This is a genomic window from Hymenobacter sp. YIM 151858-1 (assembly GCF_025979705.1).
Taxonomy (GTDB): domain Bacteria; phylum Bacteroidota; class Bacteroidia; order Cytophagales; family Hymenobacteraceae; genus Solirubrum.
Genome location: NZ_CP110136.1, coordinates 2,484,518 through 2,502,294, shown reverse-complemented (window position 1 = coordinate 2,502,294; position 17,777 = coordinate 2,484,518). Strand labels below are relative to the sequence as shown.

Below are 17,777 nucleotides of genomic sequence, written 5' to 3'. Positions count from 1 at the left end.
CCTAGGGCTGCAAAGTGTGGCGCTGAGTGGCACTCGGCGCGGCCGCCCAAAGCGGCCATGCGGTACTGCGCAGTTACGGGCCACGCGGCGCGGTTTCGCCTTGGCGCGTGCCGCGCCAGCGCCGAGTACCACTCGGCGCCACACGTGGGCGTCGGCAACGGCTTGGGGTGCGCCGCTAAAAATCGGTGTCCAGACCTAGGCGCTGCTTCATTTCATTCAGCACCGGGAATTTCTCGGCCAGGTACTCAAACTTATCCGAGGAGGTGTAGAGGCGTTTGCCGGTTTGCACCTGCTCGGCTACTTCCGTCTGGATGCTGAGCGAACGGTAGCCCGTACGCTGGCGCAACGCCGCCAGAAACTCCGGCTTAAACGCGTTGAACTGATCGAGCTGCACGGGGTTTTCGAGCTGCAGGCGAATTACGTGCTGCGCATCGGCCTGAATGGGCCGGTTCAGCGTCATGAACTCGCTCATGCTGATTTGCTTGCGCGCCTCGGCCAGCTCGCGCCACACTTGCTGGAGCATGGCCTGGTTGATGCTGCCCGTAACGGGTGCGGCGGCTTCCTCCTCCAGCACGGCCGTAGCGGTTTCCTGGCGTTGCGTGGCCTGGGCTTTTATGGCCTGCAGGTTCAGCTTCGGAATAGCAATGGGCTTGGGGGCGGGGCGGGCACTGCCGGGCGCGGCCGCGGCTACCGGTTCGGCCACCAGCGGGCGGCTGCCGGGCTCGTGGCCGGCCACGCTGGGGCGGCCGGTTTCTACGTGCGGCAGGGTGTCCACCAGCTGCCGGCGCGTCGAGGGCGCTTCTTCCTGCTCTGTTTCGATGCTGGGCGTGGGGTGCAACTCCTCCACGCCGCTTTGCACCGGCACAATGGGCTCGGGGGCGGCCGGGGCGCTGGCTGCTACGCCGTTGGGCTTGGGGTAGGCGGGCGCCGCGGCTTCGCGCAGGGCCGGCGTGGGCGCGTGGCCGTTGGGGGCGTACCCGTTGCCATTGGCGCCGGGCGCGGGTGCCGGCGCGGCAGCTACGCCATCAATTTTTTTTTTGGCCTCGCCGTTGCCCGACGAAGCCAGCTGCGCGCCCGCTACCAAATCGTGGGTGAGCTGCACGGCGTTGCGCAGGTAGGCCAGCTTCATCAGGGCCAGCTCCACGTGCAGGCGCTGGTTTTTGGCGGCTTTAAAGTCCCGGTCGCACTGGCTGAGCAGGTTCAGGCCCGTTACCAGGAAGCTGAGCGGGGCCTGGCGGGCCTGATCGGCGTAGCGCTGGCGCAGGCCTTCCGATACCTCCAGCAGTTGCACCGTCTGCGGATCCTTGCACACGAGCAAGCCGCGTAGGTGCTCGGCGGCGCCAATCACAAACTGGTGCAGATCGAAGCCATTCTGCACCACTTCCTCCAGCAGCAGCAAGGTGCCCGAAAGGTTTTGGGTCAGGCAGGCTTCGGTCAGGCGGAAGTAGTACTCGTAGTCGAGCACGTGCAGGTTTTGCACCACCGCGCGGTAGCTCAGCCGATGGCCCGAAAAGGTCACCATCTGGTCGAAGATGCTGAGCGCGTCGCGCAGGCCGCCGTCGGCTTTTTGGGCAATCAGGTGTAGCGCGTCGTCTTCGGCCGTTACCTGCTCTTTGCCGGCAATGTACCCTAGGTGCCCAACAATGTCGTCGAGCTTGATGCGGTTGAAGTCGAAGATCTGGCAGCGCGACAAAATCGTGGGGATAATTTTGTGGCGCTCGGTGGTGGCCAGAATAAAGATGGCGTAGCCCGGCGGCTCTTCCAGCGTTTTCAGGAAAGCGTTGAAGGCCGCGTTCGAGAGCATGTGCACCTCGTCGATGATGTACACCTTGTAGCGGCCCTGCTGCGGGGCGTAGCGCACCTGCTCCACGAGCGAGCGAATGTCCTCCACGGAGTTGTTGGAGGCCGCGTCGAGCTCGTGCACGTTAAACGAGGCGCTCTGGTTGAAGGCGCGGCACGAGTCGCACTCATTACAAGCCTCGGCTTCCGGCGTGAGGTTGGTGCAGTTAATCGTTTTGGCCAGAATGCGGGCGCAGGTGGTTTTGCCCACCCCGCGCGGACCACAAAACAGGAACGCCTGGGCCAAATGGCCGGTAACGATGGCGTTTTGCAGCGTGGTAGTTACGTGCTGCTGCCCTACTACACTGCGAAACGTAGCGGGGCGGTACTTACGGGCCGAAACAACGAAATTCTCCATAACCAGTCTCACAAAGATACCCCGAAATCCTGGGCTACGGAAGCACCAGTAGGCGCAGAGTGCGCTGCTGATTTGATAGTAATAATATTTTAAATGAAAGTAAAACTATTATACATGCGCAGTGGTATATGTACTAGCGGCAAGCCCCCGGTCCGTTGGTTTGATTTTCCAGGTACACCATCCGCAATGCGCCATGAAAACCACAAGCACCCCGTCTTACCGGCTCTTTTTGCTCTACCTGTTGCTGACCTTCTACTGCTTGGGGGCGGCCGTGATGAATGAATTTGTGGAGTACCAGAGCTGGGCCGACCTAGGGCCGTACCTCAGCGCCGCCGACTTCGCCGCCTGGCACGTGGCCACCAGCCAGCATGCCCTGCCGTTCCTGACGGTGCCGGCCTTGTTCCTGACGGTGGTGGTGCTGGCCTTGTTCTGGGATTTGCCGCCCGCCATACCGCGCTGGCCGCTGTACGTGGTAGCCGCGTGCCACGCTTTGTCCTGGGCTTCGTCGGTGCTGGTGCAGTTTCCGCTGGAGGCGCGGCTTAGCCAGGGCGAGTTTTCGCCGGAGCTGATGAACTACCTCATCCATAGCGACTGGCTGCGCAAACTCACGCTTTTCGTGGAAGCCCCGATGGCTGCTTACATGGCGCACCGGGCCCTGCACGGCGCCGCTGCCCCGGCGGGCAATGGCGTGCAAGCGTTCAACAAACCCGCTTTAGGCTGATTTGGTTGGGGGACCTGCAGCCGGCCCGGCGTTTGCGCTGATGCGCAAACGCCGGGCTTTTTTGCGCCGCATGCAAGCGTGCCTGGGCCCGGCAGCAAGCCTCTGACATCTATGGCGGGCGGGCTGCATTGAAGAAATAATATGTTACTTTGGTAATCTTAATTTGTATTATTATCAAATAATGCTATATTTATACTCTGCAAACTGCAAGCTGAACAGCGTGCTTTTCTTGTTCCCCATCCCCAAACCATAGCTTATGAAAACAAACCTTACCCCGTCTTACCGTTTATTGCTGGCCTACTTGCTGCTGACGCTGTGCTACCTAGGCGCCGCGTTGGTAGGGGAGTGGCAGGAGTACCGCAGCTGGTCTCAGGCGGGCTCGTACCTCAGCCTGACCGACTTTGCCGCCTGGAGCATGGCCAGCTCGCAGCAAACTGTGCTGCTGCTCACGGTGCCCTCGGTAGTGCTAAGCGCCTTGGTGCTGGCCTTGTTCTGGTATTTGCCGGCCTCGGTACCTAGGGGGCCGCTGTGGGTGGTGCTGGCGTGCCACGTGGTGGTGTGGGCGGCTTTCTTCCTGGCGCGGATGCCGTTGCCCGGCGCCTTCAGCGAAAACGAGCTGGCCAACCTGCTGCTGCACAGCGACTGGGTGCGCAAACTGGCGTTGCTGATTGAGGTGCCGATGGCCCTTTACATGGCTTACCGGGCCTACGGCGCCAACCTGTGGCCCGCACGACCAGCCTCGTTGCTGCGTGCGCCCGGCAGCGCTCCGGCCATGAGCTAATGCGCCCGCGGCCAAGCGGCATTTGCATCCGCCCCGGGGCGTTCTGTGCTGCACAGAGCGCCCCGGGGCGGAAACTTTTGGCCCAGCGCGTCCGTTATTCATCTGCTTGCGTACCTTCGCAGCCCCGCCGGCCACGGTGGGTCGTTCTTACACAATTGGGGCTGACCGGAATTGACAGCTCGTGCAGGTCGCGAGTAAGCGTGTCGAGAGTTGGGTGAATCTCTCGCCAACAAATCATCCGAACAACAACTGGCGAGTATAGCTACGCCATGGCTGCCTAGTCTAGGTACTAAGCAATAGCCATCATCCCGCATCCGTCTGCCTTATCACGGGTGAGCACGGGGTGTCGAAAGCATAAGGATAGCCTAGGTGGCGCTGCGACACCTAGGTGAATCTCAAGCAGATAAGGGTAACTCACAGGCCTGACGGGCGCCTAGGTTACCTCGAACAAATCAAGCTCGGATACACACGTAGAAAGCTCGACGCTCTCCTTGTCTGGACCAGGGTTCGACTCCCTGCAGCTCCACTGAAAACCCGCTCTGCATGGCGCAGGGCGGGTTTTTTTGTTGCTGTGCTTAGGGCCCAGGCCAGCCTTGCCGCGGTGTGGCAGCGCCGCTTGCCCGTTTTGGGGGCATAACACTGCTTCGGTAGTTGCACTTATGCTCCCCGAGCGTTTTCGGGCAAAGGTTTCTGGCTACTGATTCGGAGGCGGCTCTTGGCTGAACCAGGCTTTATTGCGTACTCCCAGTTGCCCTTAGCTGCCAACGGGGATATTCCCGTACAGCCAACACAACCGGCTGCCAGGCTGCAAGTCCGCATTGGCCGCTGCCCGGGCGGCAGTGGGCTGCTGGCAGCGGCGCAGTTGCCAGGCAACCGGGTAGGGGTGAACCCAAGCCGGTTTATTTTCCGCAATTTCTTCATGCCCATGAAACGTACTCTGTTGCCCATTTTGCCCCTGCTCACGTTCATCTGGACAACCTCCTGCTCGTCCGACAATTCCGCCGCATCGGGCAATGCGCCGGCGGCCGCCGGGCACCAGCATGCCGCCGGCGAAGGCCACGAACCTGCAGCCGGAGCCGAGCACAGCGGCGGCCACATGTATGCGTGCCCCATGCACCCCGAAGTAACCAGCGAAAAACCCGGCACCTGCCCCAAATGCGGCATGACGCTGAAGCGCACTGACCAGGGACCTGCGGATGGCATAAGGTACCGAATGAACTTCGCGGCTACGCCTGCACAGCCCGCTGCGGGCCAGTCTGTTACGTTGTCGTTTCGGCCGCAGGTGGTGGGCAACGAACAAACGCCGGTACCGTTGGCGGTGGTGCACGAAAAGCAAATGCACCTGATTATCGTGTCGAAGGACTTGTCGGAGTTCTACCACGAACACCCCGAACTTAAGGCGTCGGCTCGCTACGAGGTGCCGTTTACCTTCAAAACCGGCGGTACGTACTTGCTTTACCAGGATTACCAGCCCGAAAACAACTCCCACCAACTTGGCCGGCAGACGTTGCAGGTAAGCGGCCCCACGCGGCCCGCAGTGAAATTCGAGAAAGACCAGCTGCGCTGGCAAAAAGATGGTTACGCGGCGGCGCTGTCGTTCGATAAGGCCGTGCAGGTAGGTCGAACGTTGGGCCTGATAGTGACCGTGAGCCGCGGCGGCCGCCCCGTTACCGACCTCGATAATTACCTGGGTGCTCTAGGTCATATGGTGGTGCTGAGCGAAGACGGCTCGCAGTACCTGCACGTACACCCGCAGGAATCCAGCACGCAAGGCCCGGCCGTCGGCTTCCACACGAGCTTCGAAAAGCCCGGGCGGTACCGGGTGTTTCTGCAGTTCAAACACGGCGGCACCGTTCAAACGGCCGACTTTACGGTGACGGTGGCCCCGGCCGCGGCCTAACCCGAGCAGCTGGTCGGCAGTGCAGGGTTGCCCCAGCTCGTTGCCCTGCCCCCGAGGGGCATAGTTGCGGCCAAGCGCCCCGTTGGGCACGTGCTACGCCCAACGGGGCTTCGGCTGAAAAACTTTTTGCCTAAAAAGCGGCTGGCCGGCAAACATTTCGGCAAGCTCGACAGTATAAGCCTCAAATTCCCTTTTGCCATAAAGACCCGGTGTGCCCTGTGCTCCGGGTCTTTGCGCGTTTACCTAGGCGGGTATTGCCCCGCAGCAGAGGAGGGCAGCAGGATTTAATTGTGAAGTTGCTACGGCGGTTGATGTCACAAATCAGCTGAAATGCAGCACCTGTGTTGGTTGCTAAAGCCGCGTTGCGTTCGTTTAAGCCGGGTTTGGTAAGGATTGGGGGCAGAAAAACCAGGGATGTGGGTTGTCACACGCGGGGCAACATTTTCCTTGCCGTTGGCGGCGCAAAGTCGCACATTTGAAACCCAACCCGCCCTTTTCCATAACCAAACCACAAGATGAGCGCCTCTAACTCTGCCATGGCCGGGCTTCAGGCGGCGGCCCTCGTGCAAGAAGCCATGCACGAGGGCCGTACCATCGAGGCCGCGTGTTTGCTGGCGCAATGGGTACAAATTCAGGAGGGTACGCCGGCCCTGGAGCAGGAGCAACAAGCGCATTTGCTGCACAGCTGCCACGATTTGATTTTGAGCGAGATGGAAACCCGCACCGATTTATGGTCGCGGGCCCGGGCCTGCCTCTACGCGGCGCTGCTGCTCACCTAGGGCTGTTGACGCCGCTGAAGGCCCCCGCGCTACCCCCGCAGCTGCGGCAGGTACGACGCACCTAGGGGCACCCACTTACCGCCGATGCTCACCTGATGCCGCTCGATGCGGTCGATCCGGTCTTTGGCCACGATAAAAGAGCGGTGCACGCGCACGAAGCGCTGGGCGGGCAGCAAGTCAACCAGCTCGTTAATCGTCATGCGGGTAAGGATGCTTTTGCCCGCCAGCACAAACGTAACGTAGTTGCCCGCGGCTTCGAGGTACAAAATGTCGTCGTATCGCACCTTCACCTGCTCGTACCCGGTTTTCACGAACAGGTAGTCCTTGGCGGGCGCGGCAGCAGGCGCAGCCTGGCCGCCGCGCAGTTGAAGCTGCTCGTGGGCTTTGTTGCAGGCTTTCACAAACCGCGGCAGCGAAAACGGCTTCAGCAAATAATCCAGCGCATCGAGCTCGAAGCCGGTAACGGCGTGCTCGGCGTAGGCAGTGGTGAAGACGACCAAGGGCTTGCGGGGCAGGCTGCTCACCAGCTCCAGGCCCGATATGTCGGGCATGTTGATGTCGAGAAACAGAAGGTCGACGGGCGCTTGCTGCAAGTATTCCAGCCCCTGAAACGCGTTCGTGAAGCACGCCCTCAGCTCGATAAACGGCACCTTGGCGGCCAGGGAGCGAACCACCTCCAGGGCAATGGGCTCGTCGTCGATGGCAATGGCAATCATGCGAAGCAGAAACGGGGGTACGGGTGCGGCTTACAGCTGAAGCGTAAGATGCACGAAAAACTCGCTGCTGGTTTCGCGAATTATCAGCTCGTGGCGTTTGGGGTACAGCAGCGCCAGGCGCTGCTGCACGTTGCTGAGGCCCAGGCCCGACTCCTCGGCGGCCAGCTGCTCGGGCTCGGCGCGGGGGTGCGTGCTGTTGTACACATCAAAATACAGCTTGCCGTTGGCGTAATGCAGCGTGGTTTTAATCCAGGAGCGGCGCTGCAGGCTGATGCCGTGCTTAAAGGCGTTTTCGACAAACGGAATCAGCAGCATGGGCGCAATCCAGGCGGCTTCGGGCACCTCTTCGATGCTGGTTTCGAGGGTGATGTTGGGCGAGGCCGCAATGCGCAACGACTGCAGCTCGATGTAGTTGCGCAGGTACTCGATTTCGCGCGCCAGCAGAATGCGCGACTGGTGGTTTTCGTGCAGCATAAACCGCATCATGTCGCCCAGCATCTGAATGCCCTGCGCGGTACGCTCGCTTTGCTCCTGCAAGGCCGTGCCGTAGAGCGTGTTGAGGGCGTTGAACAGGAAATGCGGGTTGATTTGCGCCCGCAGCAAATCGAGCGAGGCGTTGGACTGCCCGAGCTCCTGCTGCAGTCCCTCCAGGGCCCGCTGCCCGCGGGTGCGCCGCTGGTACACCAGCCACGCCAGCGGGGTGGTAATCAGCAGCTGAAAAGGCACGTGTAAGGCAACGTAGCCCGCGCCGGCTTCGGGGTCGTTGCGCACGATGCCCACCAGCAGGCCAACGGGCACGGCCGTGAGCACCAGCGTAAGGGCCGCGCGCAGCACGTAGGCCCAAAACGGCCGCTTGCGGTGCAGGCAAACCGGAATGATTTTGTGGCCGAAAAGCGAGTACAGCAGCACTCCCGAAAGCGACAGGAAGCTCCAGTACAACACCAGCTCGCCGCCGCCTTCGCCGGCAAACAGCAGCAGCGAGCCCATGGCCCACAAAACCAAGCCAATAACAGCGTCGCGGACGACGCTGCGGGTTTCGGAAGTAATGGTTGCGTAGGCCGGAAGCCAGAAAGCGTTGAGGTATTTCACAGGCAAAGAATGGCCGCGTTTGGGGCAGGCCGTTAGGTTAGTAGTAGGGAAAGTGACGCGCTTAAGCAGGCTATGGTGCAGGGCGGGCAGCCGTGGTGATGCCGCAGCTCGGCCACCCAACGGGCGGCCAGCCGCACATCGGGCCTAAGCCTGGGTTGCCTGAACTGAAGCGTGTGCACCGGCGTGTGCGAGGGTGGGGCAGGGGTGCGTGGTGCCGGCGGCGTGGGGGCGCGGGCCAGCCCCGCCAGCACCAGGGCCGCCGCCAACAGCAGCCCGCCCGAAACCCTTTCGGCCACCAGGCAGGAGTTTGCAAAAGTGTTCATGGCAGTTGAGGTTGTGTGGGTTTGGCGGGCCAGTGCCCTAGGTGGTACAGGGCGTTGCCCGAACGCGGAGCAAGGTTAGGGCGCCTGCGCCGGCCCCGAAACAAAAAGTGACGAAAGCCCCGGAAAATGGGACGAACAGCGGCTTCCGCCCCCGACGAGCCCTAGGTGCCGCCACCCCCAGCAGCCCCGCGCACCTAGGGCTGGCCCCTAAACGCCCGCGCCCCACCTGCATGCAGGTGGGGCGCGGCAGCCACAGGCCGTAGGCAGAATCAGGTATGCAAAGCCGGGCCGGGCGCAACCGGGGCGGCGGGCCCGGGAGCCGCATGCACGCGCACCGCGAAGGCAAGCATCAGCAGCAAAGCAAAAGCGAGATAGTAGCGGAAGTTGCGCATGGGCGTGGGGGTAGGGCTGTAGGGCCGGTTGCTGGTGCCGGCCTCGGATTGAGTACTTAAACCTAGCCCCGGCAGCCTGCTTCCGCCGCCGGATTATGCCGGCGAGGTGTCTGACGATCCAAACCTGGTTTTCGTCTTTCTGGCTGATGCTAAACCGGTTACTCGCTTACCATGCTTCGCACGGTAGCGCCGCTTGGTCGGAGGCGGGTTTCGGGCGCGTGGGTGCTTGGGGCTGCTGCGGTGGGCTACTTAGCCCAGGGAAATAAGTACGGAGCCGGGCTTCCGCACAAGCACGGAAATAGCAGCCGGAGCCTCGCTCAACAATAACCCGGCACGGTTAAGTCTGCGTAAGCGCGCATTCCGGTATGTGGATAACCACCCGGTTTCTAACCATCACCAACCAGAGCACCTCGTTATGAAAAAGGTAATTGTACTGGCGGCTATGTTCGCCGCAGGCTTTGCAGCACAAGCCCAAACAACCGCTGGCGGCACTACTTCGGGTGGCACTACCGGCGGCAGCACATCGGGCTCTACCAGCGGCTCCACTACCATGAGCACCAGCGGTAGCACCTCGGGCTCATCTACCATGGGCACCACCACATCGGGCACCACGGGCGGTACTACCGGCACTACGTCGGGTACCACCTCGGGCACTACTTACGGCACCACCTCCGGTACCACCAGCGGCAGCACCACCATGAGCACCAGCGGCTCTACTTCGGGCTCGGGCACCATGGGCACCACCAGCGGCTCTACCAGCGGCACCACTTCGGGCTCGATGGGCCAGGGCTCCACTACCAACGGCACGGTGCGCGGCCAGGGCCGCGCCAACAGCTCGCAGAAAGGCACCCGCACCAAAACCAAGAGCACCCGCAGCCGCTCTACCTCCAGCACCTCGGGCTCGCGCATGTAGCGCCGCGCCGCAAGGCCGTTTCAGCCGGAGCCCGCACCACTGGTGCGGGCTCCTTTGCGTTTGGGGGCTTGCGGCCACCTAGGGCGGAGTAGGGCGGGCCGGGGCAAATTTCTACCTTCGTTGCCTCCCACCCACATTCCTCCCACCCATGAAAGAATTGCGCAAACAGGCCGAGCTGAACGGCCGCCCGCTAAAGCCCGAAAGCCTGATGATGAGCTACGGCTTTCGGCCCGAATGGAGCGAGGGCGCCATTAAGTGCCCCATCTTCCAGACCTCCACGTTCGTGTTCAAGAACGCCGAAGAAGGCAAAGCCTTTTTCGAGCTGGCCTACGGCCTGCGCCAGCCCGCGCCCGAAGAGGAAATGGGCCTGATTTACTCGCGCCTTAACAACCCCTCGCTCGAAATCCTGGAAGACCGCCTCACCCTGTGGGACGGCGCCGAGGATGCCGCTTCGTTTGCCTCGGGCATGGCCGCCATCAGCACCTCGCTGCTGGCCCTGCTGAAACCCGGCGACGTGGTGCTGCACTCCGAGCCCGTGTACGGCGGCACCGATTTCTTCCTGAAAAACGTGCTGCCGCGCTTTGGCATCACGGCCGAGGGCTTTTCGCCCACCTTGCCGGCCGCCGAGCTGCAGGCCCGCGCCGCCGCCCTAGGTGAAAAGCTGGCCGTGCTGTACGTGGAGACGCCCGCCAACCCCACCAACCACCTCGTCGACCTGGATGCCTGCGTGGCCGCGGCCAAGCTGGCGGGCACTGCCGAGCGCCCTTGCCGCGTGGTGGTCGATAATACCTTTCTGGGGCCGGTGTTTCAGCACCCGCTGCGCCACGGCGCCGATCTGGTGCTGTACTCGGCCACCAAGTTTCTGGGCGGCCACTCCGATCTGATTGCCGGCGCCGCCCTAGGTTCCAAAGCCCTGATGAAGGAAGTGCGGGCCATGCGCACTTTTATGGGCACCATGTGCGACCCGAATACCGGCTGGATGCTGATGCGCAGCCTCGAAACCCTGAAGCTGCGCATGGAGCGCGCCGCCCAATCGGCGCGCACGGTGGCCGATTGGCTGCTGCAGCACCCGCAGGTAACGCGCACCTACTACCTGGGGCACCTCGACGATAATCCCGCCCAGCAGGACATTTACCGCCGCCAGTGCCTTTCGCCGGGCTCCATGATTTCGTTCGACATTGCCGGCGGCGAGGCCGAGGCGTTCCGCTTCCTCAACCGCCTGCAGCTCATTAAGCTGGCCGTGAGCCTGGGCGGCACCGAAAGCCTGGCCGAGCACCCCGCCACCATGACGCACTCCGACATCACGCCCGAGCTGCAGCGCGAAATGGGCATCACCGAAGGCATGGTACGCCTGAGCATCGGCGTTGAGGACCCGGCCGACATCATCGCCGACCTGGCCCAGGCCTTCGGCGACGCGGCCGAGCCGGTAGCCGTAGCTGCCCCCAAGGCCTACGACGCAGTGATTTAACGAAACCCGAACGAACCCAAAAAAGAACGTCATTCCGAGCGAAGCCGAGGAATCTCGCGTGCTGACGCCAGATAGACATTACTATCGGCTTAAACACGCGAGATTCCTCGGCTTCGCTCGGAATGACGTTCTGGCTTTACTGGGCGTTTGGGTCTTGGTGCAACAGATGCCGTGCGTTGGCGGCGTAGCGGCCTGGCTTGGCGGAGGATTAGCGCCCGTTGTTGTCGGCTTCCAGCTCACCGCCCAAGCGCAGCAGCAAGGTGCTCAGCTGCGAGAGGCCCACTTTGCGCTCTTCGGGGGCATTGGGCATAATCTCGGTTACCTGCGCGCCCAACATACCCAGGGAGCGGCCAATGGCCGGGCCATCGAGCTGGCCGCTGCTGAGGATGGATTGCAGGTTGCCGATTTCGCGGGCAATGTTTTGCAGCTCGGGCTGGCCGCTTTGCAAAAACTGCTGCTGCCAGGCCTCGGTGTTGGTCATGGCTTCGCTCAGGGGCACGGCCGTGAGGCCGCTTTGCAGGGCATGAATGGTATCGGCGAGCAGGTCGGCGTTTTGGTCGGATTGGGGTAGTTGCATGTTTTGCGGGTATAGCTTAGTACGAAGTGGCTGAGGAAGTACGCGGTGCCGTAAGGCGGCCCACGTCGCGCAAAATGGCGCAGGCCTTGTGGGCACTGGCTTCTTTGTCTTTGATTTCGAGCATGATGTCGGCGTCGATGCCACGCAGATCATCCACGAAAGCCCGGAACAGGTCTTCCTCGATGCTGTTCACGTGCTTGCCTTTTCGCTCGCCCGGCGCCTGCGAGCTATAATCAATCATCAGGGGGCCATCCTGCTCGGGGTGCCAGGTGGCGGCGGCCAGCTGCAGGGCCATGGGCATGGGCTCGCCGCTGCTCAGGCACTCGTGGTGGAAGTTGTCGAACAGCACCGGCACGCCCACCGCGTCGTAGAGGCGCAGGCACTCCTGCAGGCTGTAGAGGCGGTCGTCGTTTTCGACCACCAAGCGCACCTTCACGGCTTCGGGCAGCAATTCTTTGTAGGTGGTAATCCAGCGTTTCAGCGCCGATTCTTTGTCGCCGTACACGCCGCCGGCGTGTATCTGCAGCTTGGCTTTGCCGTCGAGGCCCATCAAATCGAGCATCGAGCCCTGGTACACCAGCTCGGCCACGCTGCGCTCCACAATGCCGGCGTCGGGCGAGTTCAGCACCACAAACTGATCGGGGTGAAACGAAACCCGCATGTCGTGCTGCTTGATGTAGTCGCCGATGGCCCGAAACTCGGCCGCAAAGCGCTGCTGCCAGGGGTAGGTATTAACAGGGTGCGAGCCGAACGGCACAATGCCCGAGCCGATGCGGAAAAAGCGCAGGTCGTGCTGCACGTTGTACTCCAGAATGCGCTGCAAGCAGGCCAGGTTGTTGGCCACCGCCTGCTCCAGCCGCTCGGCGGAGTACGATGCCAGCCGAAAGGTAGAGGTGGACGTACAGTCCAGCGACTCGTTTACGCAAGGATAGCCAATTCTCATACCTAGGCTTACGCCACAGCCGCCCGTGGGGTTAGGTCGGAAGGTGCGCTGCGTGGCACCCGGCGCTACATTGGCCTACCGCTTGGGGGCCAGACTGCCGGCAGGCGGCTGCATGGGTTGCGTGGGCAAAGCCGGCAAAGTGCGCGGCACCGAAATAGGCACGTACGTGGAGTCGCCGTCTACCTCGTAGCCCTTGTTCACGCGGAACAGGCGGTTGTAGGCGCGGCGCCGGGCCAGCTCGTCGTTGTACTGCTTCTGGGTCTGTATTTCCTCCATCTTGCGGCGTTGCTCGCCTTCGCGCGAAAACTGGTCGTAGAGAAAGCTGATGGGGCTGGCCAGCGTGGGCACCGGCGCCCTAGGTGCCGTGGAGTCGACGGGGAACAGGGGCTTGGGCCGGGGGGCGCGCTTTACCGCGTTGGGCGGGGGCGTAGGCCGCCGAATATTGCGCAGGGCTTTGTTGATGGTGGCATCGTCGGGGCGGCCTTCGCGAATGGTTACGCCCGTGAGCTGCACGCTGGTGCGCTGCAGCTTTATCTGCACAATCAGCTGCGAGAGGCCCGTGCCACCTAGGGGCAGGCGGTACGAGGCGTAGCCGATGGCCCGAAACTCAAGCGTGTCGGTGGGTTGCGCTACCAGGTTGAAGTTGCCTTGCTCATCGGCTACCACGCCGCGGCGGGTGCGCTGGTTGATGACGGCCGCGCCCGGAATATCTTGGCGGGTGTCTTTATCGGCGATGGAGCCGGTAACGCGCACCTGCGTTTGGGCAGCCGCCGGCATGGCGCCCCCCAGGCACAGCAGCGCCACCAACAGGCCCAGCCACCGCCGCGCAATCAACCGATAACAGAATACCAACGAAACTTCCATGCAAGGCTGCAAACAACCATTCGGCCTGCAATGTATTCAAGCCTCGGGCCAATGAGTTAAAAAAAGCCTGCACCGTTGGCAACGGTGCAGGCTTTTTTGCGAAATCCGGAATTAAGCCAACTGGCTATTCCATTTTTACCTTTTGGCCTTCTTCGGGCTTGTGCTTCAGGGTGCCGTCGTCGCCGTCGAGCTTGGTTTTGTTGTCGGCAGCGTCTTTAATCTTCACGTCGCCGTCGCGCTGAATTTTCACTTTCACGTCGCCTTCTTTGGTTTTCGTCGAGCCCGACATCGAAGCCGAACCCGAAGCGTTTTCGGCGTTCATGTCGCTGCCGCTGGCCATCGAGGTGTTGTCGGTGGTCATGTAGCGGTCCTCGAGGTACATGTCGCGGTTCGACTCGTAGGTGGCGTACATCTCGGGCTCCGTGAAGATGCCCTTCAGCTCGGTGTCGGTGTCGGAGTACACGCGGTTCATTTCGGCGGCCATGCCGGTGGTGTCGGTGGCGTACTTGTTGTGCAGCTCACCCAGGCGCTTCGAGCGGTTGTAGTACACGGTGCGCACCTTCTGGCGGGTGGCATCGTCGAGCTTCATGTTGGTAGCCAGGTCCTGCGAAATCCGGTCGGCGCGGCTGTTGTAGTCGGCGTCGGAGTAGCCACCCATGGCGGCCGAAGCGTCGCCGGTAGCCGAGGTTTCGGTGGTCGTGGTGGTTTCGGTGGTGGTAGCGGCCGAGTCGGCGTTGTTGTCGCTGCTACACGAGGCCATGGTCAGCGCACCTGCGCAGGCCAATAGCATGAGGGTCTTTTTCATATTCGGGTAAGTCAAGAGTTTGGAAAGGCACAGCGCCTAGGTGCGCTCCGGCAGGAGCGGCCAAGGCACCGTGCACAGCGGCTTATACGCTGCTGCCCAGCTTGCGTTACCTAGGGCGTTGAGTTTGGCGCGGGCAGGCTAGGCCCGGCGCAACTCAAACACCGTTATTTCGGGCAAAAAACCCACCCGGCCGGGGTAGCCGATAAAGCCCAGCCCAGTGTTTACGTACAGCAGCTGCTTGCCGCGCTCGTACAGGCCCGCCCACTGCCGGTACACGTACTGCACGGGGCTCCACTTGAGGTGCGGCAGGTTCACGCCGAACTGCATGCCGTGGGTGTGGCCCGAGAGCGTCAGGTCGATGTCGTTGTACTCCAGCACCTGCGCCTCCCAGTGCGAGGGGTCGTGCGAGAGCAGGATTTTAAACGGCACTTCGCCCGATGCGGCGTGGGTTTTGGCCAGGTTGCCGTACTTGGCAAAGCCGCGCTGCCCCCAGTTCTGCACGCCCAAAATGGCAATTCGCTCGCCGTTGCGCTCAATGTGGTGGGTTTCGTCGAGCAGCAGGCGCCAGCCTATTTTGGCGTGGTTTTCTTTGATGCGGGCCAGGTTGGCGGCCTTGGCCTCGGCGCCGCCCAGGGGTTCCCAGTTCACGTAGTCGGAGTAGTCGTGGTTGCCAAGCACCGAGAGCTTGGCCACGCCCGAGGTAATGCCGGCCAGCGTGTCGATGTGCTCCTCCACCTCGTGGGCGAAGTTGTTTACCAGGTCGCCGGTCATTACTACCAGGTCGGCCTGCTGCTGGTTAATCAGCGCTACGGCCCGGCGCAGCGGCTCTTTCGATTGAAAGGAGCCGGTGTGCAGGTCGGAAATCTGCACCATTTTAAAGCCGTCGAACGAGGCGGGCAGGTTGGGGAAGCGCAGCGTTACGCGCTTCACGCGGTAATCGGTAGCGCCGCGCACCATGCCGTAAATCAATGCTACAAACGGGATGCCCGCCGTCAGCAAAGCCATTTTGCTCAGGAACTCGCTGCGCGTAATGGGCGTGCCGGTGGCCGCGGCACCACCAGCATCGGAGCGGGCAAACAGCCGCGCTACCCAGCGGCCCAGGCGCACGATGTCCTCGGGCAGCAAAAACAGCAGTACAATCAGTTTGGCCACCACAAACGCCAGTAGCAAGCCGCCGATGTACGATTTGAAGGCGCTGCTGCCCATGTGCCGGGTGCTCATGGCCCATACGCCCGCCACCCACAGGCCAATGGTAACCAGCCAGTAAGCTGCCGTAACCACGCGCCGGGTGTTGGGCGAATAATGCTGCACCAGGGTGCGAATGGCCTGCGAGCCGTACCACTCGGCCACTACCAGCAGCGCCAGAAAAAAGAAAGATGAAAACAGACGAGACATATCGAGGCTAACAAACTGCGCGGCGGCCGTTTGGTTGCAGCCGCGCGTTTGTACGTAAGACGGACAAGTTGAAATTTTACTTTACTCCGCCCTTCAACAATAGTGGTGCCGTATGGATTCGATTGACAACGCGACAGAAGACGAAAGCCTGCCGGGCAGCTACCAGGCCCCGGCCAGCTTCAGCATAAAAAGCTGGGCCGAAGAAGACCGCCCCCGCGAAAAGCTGCTGCTGAAAGGCCGCGCCGCCCTCTCCGATGCCGAGCTAATGGCCATTTTGCTGGGCTCGGGCACGGCCAAGCTCTCGGCCGTGGATGTAGCCAAACTGGTGCTGGCCGCTACCGGCAACGATTTAAACCAGCTGGCCCGCCTTTCGGTGAAGGAGCTGATGCGCCACAAAGGCATTGGCGAGGCCAAAGCCATAACCATTGTGGCAGCCATGGAGCTGGGCCGCCGCCGCAAAGAAACCGCCGCCGCCGAGCGTACCACCATTACCTGCTCCACCGACATCTACAACCTGGTGCGGCCCAGCCTGCAGGACTTGCCGCACGAGGAGTTCTGGGTGATTCTGCTGAACCGCGCCAACGTGGTAATGCGGCAAGAGAAGATTAGCAGCGGGGGTGTGGCCGGCACCGTGGCCGACCCCAAGATGATCTTTAAGCACGCCCTGGAGCAGCTGGCCAGCAGCATTATTCTGGTGCACAACCACCCCAGCGGCAACCGCCAGCCTTCCGCCGCCGACATCGCCCTGACGAAAAAACTCAAGGAGGCCGGCAAGTTTCTGGATTTGCCCGTGCTCGACCACCTCATCTACACCGACCGCGGCTACTACAGCTTCGCCGACGAGGGCATTCTGTGAGCCCAACCCAACGGGCCCTGGGTGCCTCGCTTGCCCCAGGCACCTAGGGCCCGTTGGGGCACCTGGGGTTTCGGCTGTGTGCGAAGCCGGGTCGGCCAAAAATCCGCGCAATCCGTCCGCTCCGTGTCAATCCGTGGTCTAGCTTTGCGGTATGGCTAAAATTTCAGCGCCCAAAATTTTCCTAGGTCTCGGTTTGCTCATCGTGCTCGGGTACATCTTTTCCGACCTGGTACTCAGCGACGACCAATACGCGTTTAAGCTGAAGCAGGAGCGCAAGCAGAAAAACGAGAAGTTCCGCAGCCACAGCGACTCGCCGCTGCCCGAGGAGCTGCACGAGAAGTTCGACAGCTTGCACTACTACCTGCCCAACCGCGAGTGGCGCCTGGTGGCCAAGCTCGAGCGCCTGCCCGAAGGCGACACCATCAGCCTGCAGCTAACCGAAGGCGGCGCCGACAAATACACCCGCTTTGCCCGCGCCACCTTTGAGGTTGCCGGCCAACCCCAAACCCTCACGCTGCTCAAGCGCGCCAGCAAAACCGACCCCACGCTGTTCGTGCCCTTCACCGACAAAACCAACGGCCGCACCACCTACGGCGCCGGCCGTTACCTCGATGTAGACATGCCCGGCGAAAACGACAAGCAGGTAGTGCTCGATTTCAACCGCACCTACAACCCGTACTGCGCCTACGGCGACAACGTAGCCTCGTGCCCCATGCCGCCCAAAGAGAACTGGCTGGGCATTGAGGTGCCGGTAGGGGAGAAGACCTACAAAGAGCTGTAGCACGCAGTAGCGCGCTGTGGCGCGGACTTTGTAGTCCGCGTCCCCGGATAGTAAAATCTGACCTAGGAATGTAGCGCGGGCTTTAGCCCGCGTTTGCCAGAACGGCTGGCATCAGGTCAGCATCGCGCGGCACCACTCGTTCACGCCAACGCGGGCTAAAGCCCGCGCTACACTGCGCTACCGGCAACGATTAAGAATACTATCCCAGGACGCGGACTACAAAGTCCGCGCTACTTCGCGCTGCGGCCGCGCTACATCGAGCGGCAGCGTTTACCTT

The 17,777-nt window shown here is 62.0% G+C and carries 18 protein-coding genes and 1 other RNA gene; 9 read left to right on the top strand and 10 right to left on the bottom strand.

The annotated features are described in order from the left end of the window. Positions 1 to 175: 175 nt before the first annotated feature. Complete coding sequence (locus OIS50_RS11140) at positions 176 to 2,197, bottom strand: DNA polymerase III subunit gamma/tau (protein ID WP_264690718.1); 2,022 nt, start codon at positions 2,195 to 2,197, stop codon at positions 176 to 178. Between the two features lie 193 nt (positions 2,198 to 2,390). Between OIS50_RS11140 and OIS50_RS11135 the strand changes: the two genes are divergently transcribed. From OIS50_RS11135 to OIS50_RS11115, 5 genes are all read left to right on the top strand, one after another. Continuing rightward, positions 2,391 to 2,918 carry a hypothetical protein gene (locus OIS50_RS11135; RefSeq protein ID WP_264690717.1) on the top strand — a complete coding sequence of 176 codons (528 nt, stop codon included), beginning with the start codon at positions 2,391 to 2,393 and terminating at the stop codon, positions 2,916 to 2,918. A gap of 256 nt (positions 2,919 to 3,174) precedes the next feature. Continuing rightward, complete coding sequence (locus OIS50_RS11130) at positions 3,175 to 3,699, top strand: hypothetical protein (RefSeq protein WP_264690716.1); 525 nt, start codon at positions 3,175 to 3,177, stop codon at positions 3,697 to 3,699. A 157-nt stretch (positions 3,700 to 3,856) separates the two neighbouring features. Further along, positions 3,857 to 4,228, top strand: a transfer-messenger RNA (tmRNA) gene (gene ssrA, locus OIS50_RS11125). A gap of 396 nt (positions 4,229 to 4,624) precedes the next feature. Beyond that, a complete protein-coding gene (locus OIS50_RS11120) occupies positions 4,625 to 5,599 on the top strand; it encodes a heavy metal-binding domain-containing protein (RefSeq protein ID WP_264690715.1) in 975 nt (324 codons plus the stop codon). A 515-nt stretch (positions 5,600 to 6,114) separates the two neighbouring features. Next, complete coding sequence (locus OIS50_RS11115; RefSeq protein WP_264690714.1) at positions 6,115 to 6,378, top strand: hypothetical protein; 264 nt, start codon at positions 6,115 to 6,117, stop codon at positions 6,376 to 6,378. A gap of 29 nt (positions 6,379 to 6,407) precedes the next feature. Here OIS50_RS11115 and OIS50_RS11110 read toward each other — a convergent pair whose 3' ends face one another. From OIS50_RS11110 to OIS50_RS11095, 4 genes are all read right to left on the bottom strand, one after another. Beyond that, positions 6,408 to 7,094 (bottom strand): LytR/AlgR family response regulator transcription factor, encoded by a 687-nt coding sequence (locus OIS50_RS11110; protein WP_264690713.1) that lies wholly within the window; start codon positions 7,092 to 7,094, stop codon positions 6,408 to 6,410. 30 nt (positions 7,095 to 7,124) lie between these two features. Continuing rightward, positions 7,125 to 8,183 (bottom strand): sensor histidine kinase, encoded by a 1,059-nt coding sequence (locus tag OIS50_RS11105; RefSeq protein WP_264690712.1) that lies wholly within the window; start codon positions 8,181 to 8,183, stop codon positions 7,125 to 7,127. 32 nt (positions 8,184 to 8,215) lie between these two features. After that, entirely contained in the window at positions 8,216 to 8,506 is a 291-nt protein-coding gene (locus OIS50_RS11100) for a hypothetical protein (protein ID WP_264690711.1), read from the bottom strand. Between the two features lie 269 nt (positions 8,507 to 8,775). Then, positions 8,776 to 8,898 carry a hypothetical protein gene (locus OIS50_RS11095; RefSeq protein WP_264690710.1) on the bottom strand — a complete coding sequence of 41 codons (123 nt, stop codon included), beginning with the start codon at positions 8,896 to 8,898 and terminating at the stop codon, positions 8,776 to 8,778. A gap of 415 nt (positions 8,899 to 9,313) precedes the next feature. Between OIS50_RS11095 and OIS50_RS11090 the strand changes: the two genes are divergently transcribed. Next, positions 9,314 to 9,811, top strand: a complete 498-nt coding sequence (locus OIS50_RS11090; RefSeq protein ID WP_264690709.1) for a hypothetical protein — start codon at positions 9,314 to 9,316, stop codon at positions 9,809 to 9,811. Positions 9,812 to 9,959: 148 nt separating this feature from the next. Further along, complete coding sequence (locus tag OIS50_RS11085) at positions 9,960 to 11,279, top strand: cystathionine gamma-synthase family protein (protein WP_264690708.1); 1,320 nt, start codon at positions 9,960 to 9,962, stop codon at positions 11,277 to 11,279. A 208-nt stretch (positions 11,280 to 11,487) separates the two neighbouring features. Here OIS50_RS11085 and OIS50_RS11080 read toward each other — a convergent pair whose 3' ends face one another. From OIS50_RS11080 to OIS50_RS11060, 5 genes are all read right to left on the bottom strand, one after another. Beyond that, positions 11,488 to 11,856, bottom strand: coding sequence for a hypothetical protein (locus tag OIS50_RS11080; RefSeq protein WP_264690707.1), 369 nt, complete (start codon positions 11,854 to 11,856; stop codon positions 11,488 to 11,490). A 16-nt stretch (positions 11,857 to 11,872) separates the two neighbouring features. Next, positions 11,873 to 12,799, bottom strand: coding sequence for a UV DNA damage repair endonuclease UvsE (gene uvsE / locus OIS50_RS11075; protein ID WP_264690706.1), 927 nt, complete (start codon positions 12,797 to 12,799; stop codon positions 11,873 to 11,875). A 75-nt stretch (positions 12,800 to 12,874) separates the two neighbouring features. Continuing rightward, the gene (locus OIS50_RS11070) at positions 12,875 to 13,663 is read right to left on the bottom strand and encodes a carboxypeptidase-like regulatory domain-containing protein (protein WP_264690705.1); all 789 of its coding nucleotides are present in this window, start codon (positions 13,661 to 13,663) and stop codon (positions 12,875 to 12,877) included. Positions 13,664 to 13,787: 124 nt separating this feature from the next. Then, the gene (locus OIS50_RS11065) at positions 13,788 to 14,468 is read right to left on the bottom strand and encodes a hypothetical protein (RefSeq protein WP_264690704.1); all 681 of its coding nucleotides are present in this window, start codon (positions 14,466 to 14,468) and stop codon (positions 13,788 to 13,790) included. A 138-nt stretch (positions 14,469 to 14,606) separates the two neighbouring features. Further along, on the bottom strand, positions 14,607 to 15,863 hold the full coding sequence (locus OIS50_RS11060; protein WP_264690703.1) for a metallophosphoesterase: 1,257 nt from the start codon (positions 15,861 to 15,863) through the stop codon (positions 14,607 to 14,609). A gap of 112 nt (positions 15,864 to 15,975) precedes the next feature. Between OIS50_RS11060 and radC the strand changes: the two genes are divergently transcribed. Further along, entirely contained in the window at positions 15,976 to 16,719 is a 744-nt protein-coding gene (gene radC / locus OIS50_RS11055) for a RadC family protein (protein WP_264690701.1), read from the top strand. Between the two features lie 151 nt (positions 16,720 to 16,870). Then, the gene (locus OIS50_RS11050; RefSeq protein WP_264690700.1) at positions 16,871 to 17,500 is read left to right on the top strand and encodes a DUF1684 domain-containing protein; all 630 of its coding nucleotides are present in this window, start codon (positions 16,871 to 16,873) and stop codon (positions 17,498 to 17,500) included. Positions 17,501 to 17,777 lie beyond the last annotated feature (277 nt).

Bases quoted from the DNA above. Each gene is read 5' to 3' on its own strand.
- OIS50_RS11140 (WP_264690718.1), bottom strand. From the start codon at position 2,197: ATGGAGAATTTCGTTGTTTCGGCCCGTAAGTACCGCCCCGCTACGTTT.
- OIS50_RS11135 (WP_264690717.1), top strand. From the start codon at position 2,391: ATGAAAACCACAAGCACCCCGTCTTACCGGCTCTTTTTGCTCTACCTG.
- OIS50_RS11130 (WP_264690716.1), top strand. From the start codon at position 3,175: ATGAAAACAAACCTTACCCCGTCTTACCGTTTATTGCTGGCCTACTTG.
- OIS50_RS11120 (WP_264690715.1), top strand. From the start codon at position 4,625: ATGAAACGTACTCTGTTGCCCATTTTGCCCCTGCTCACGTTCATCTGG.
- OIS50_RS11115 (WP_264690714.1), top strand. From the start codon at position 6,115: ATGAGCGCCTCTAACTCTGCCATGGCCGGGCTTCAGGCGGCGGCCCTC.
- OIS50_RS11110 (WP_264690713.1), bottom strand. From the start codon at position 7,094: ATGATTGCCATTGCCATCGACGACGAGCCCATTGCCCTGGAGGTGGTT.
- OIS50_RS11100 (WP_264690711.1), bottom strand. From the start codon at position 8,506: ATGAACACTTTTGCAAACTCCTGCCTGGTGGCCGAAAGGGTTTCGGGC.
- OIS50_RS11095 (WP_264690710.1), bottom strand. From the start codon at position 8,898: ATGCGCAACTTCCGCTACTATCTCGCTTTTGCTTTGCTGCTGATGCTT.
- OIS50_RS11090 (WP_264690709.1), top strand. From the start codon at position 9,314: ATGAAAAAGGTAATTGTACTGGCGGCTATGTTCGCCGCAGGCTTTGCA.
- OIS50_RS11085 (WP_264690708.1), top strand. From the start codon at position 9,960: ATGAAAGAATTGCGCAAACAGGCCGAGCTGAACGGCCGCCCGCTAAAG.
- OIS50_RS11080 (WP_264690707.1), bottom strand. From the start codon at position 11,856: ATGCAACTACCCCAATCCGACCAAAACGCCGACCTGCTCGCCGATACC.
- uvsE (WP_264690706.1), bottom strand. From the start codon at position 12,799: ATGAGAATTGGCTATCCTTGCGTAAACGAGTCGCTGGACTGTACGTCC.
- OIS50_RS11070 (WP_264690705.1), bottom strand. From the start codon at position 13,663: ATGGAAGTTTCGTTGGTATTCTGTTATCGGTTGATTGCGCGGCGGTGG.
- OIS50_RS11065 (WP_264690704.1), bottom strand. From the start codon at position 14,468: ATGAAAAAGACCCTCATGCTATTGGCCTGCGCAGGTGCGCTGACCATG.
- OIS50_RS11060 (WP_264690703.1), bottom strand. From the start codon at position 15,863: ATGTCTCGTCTGTTTTCATCTTTCTTTTTTCTGGCGCTGCTGGTAGTG.
- radC (WP_264690701.1), top strand. From the start codon at position 15,976: ATGGATTCGATTGACAACGCGACAGAAGACGAAAGCCTGCCGGGCAGC.
- OIS50_RS11050 (WP_264690700.1), top strand. From the start codon at position 16,871: ATGGCTAAAATTTCAGCGCCCAAAATTTTCCTAGGTCTCGGTTTGCTC.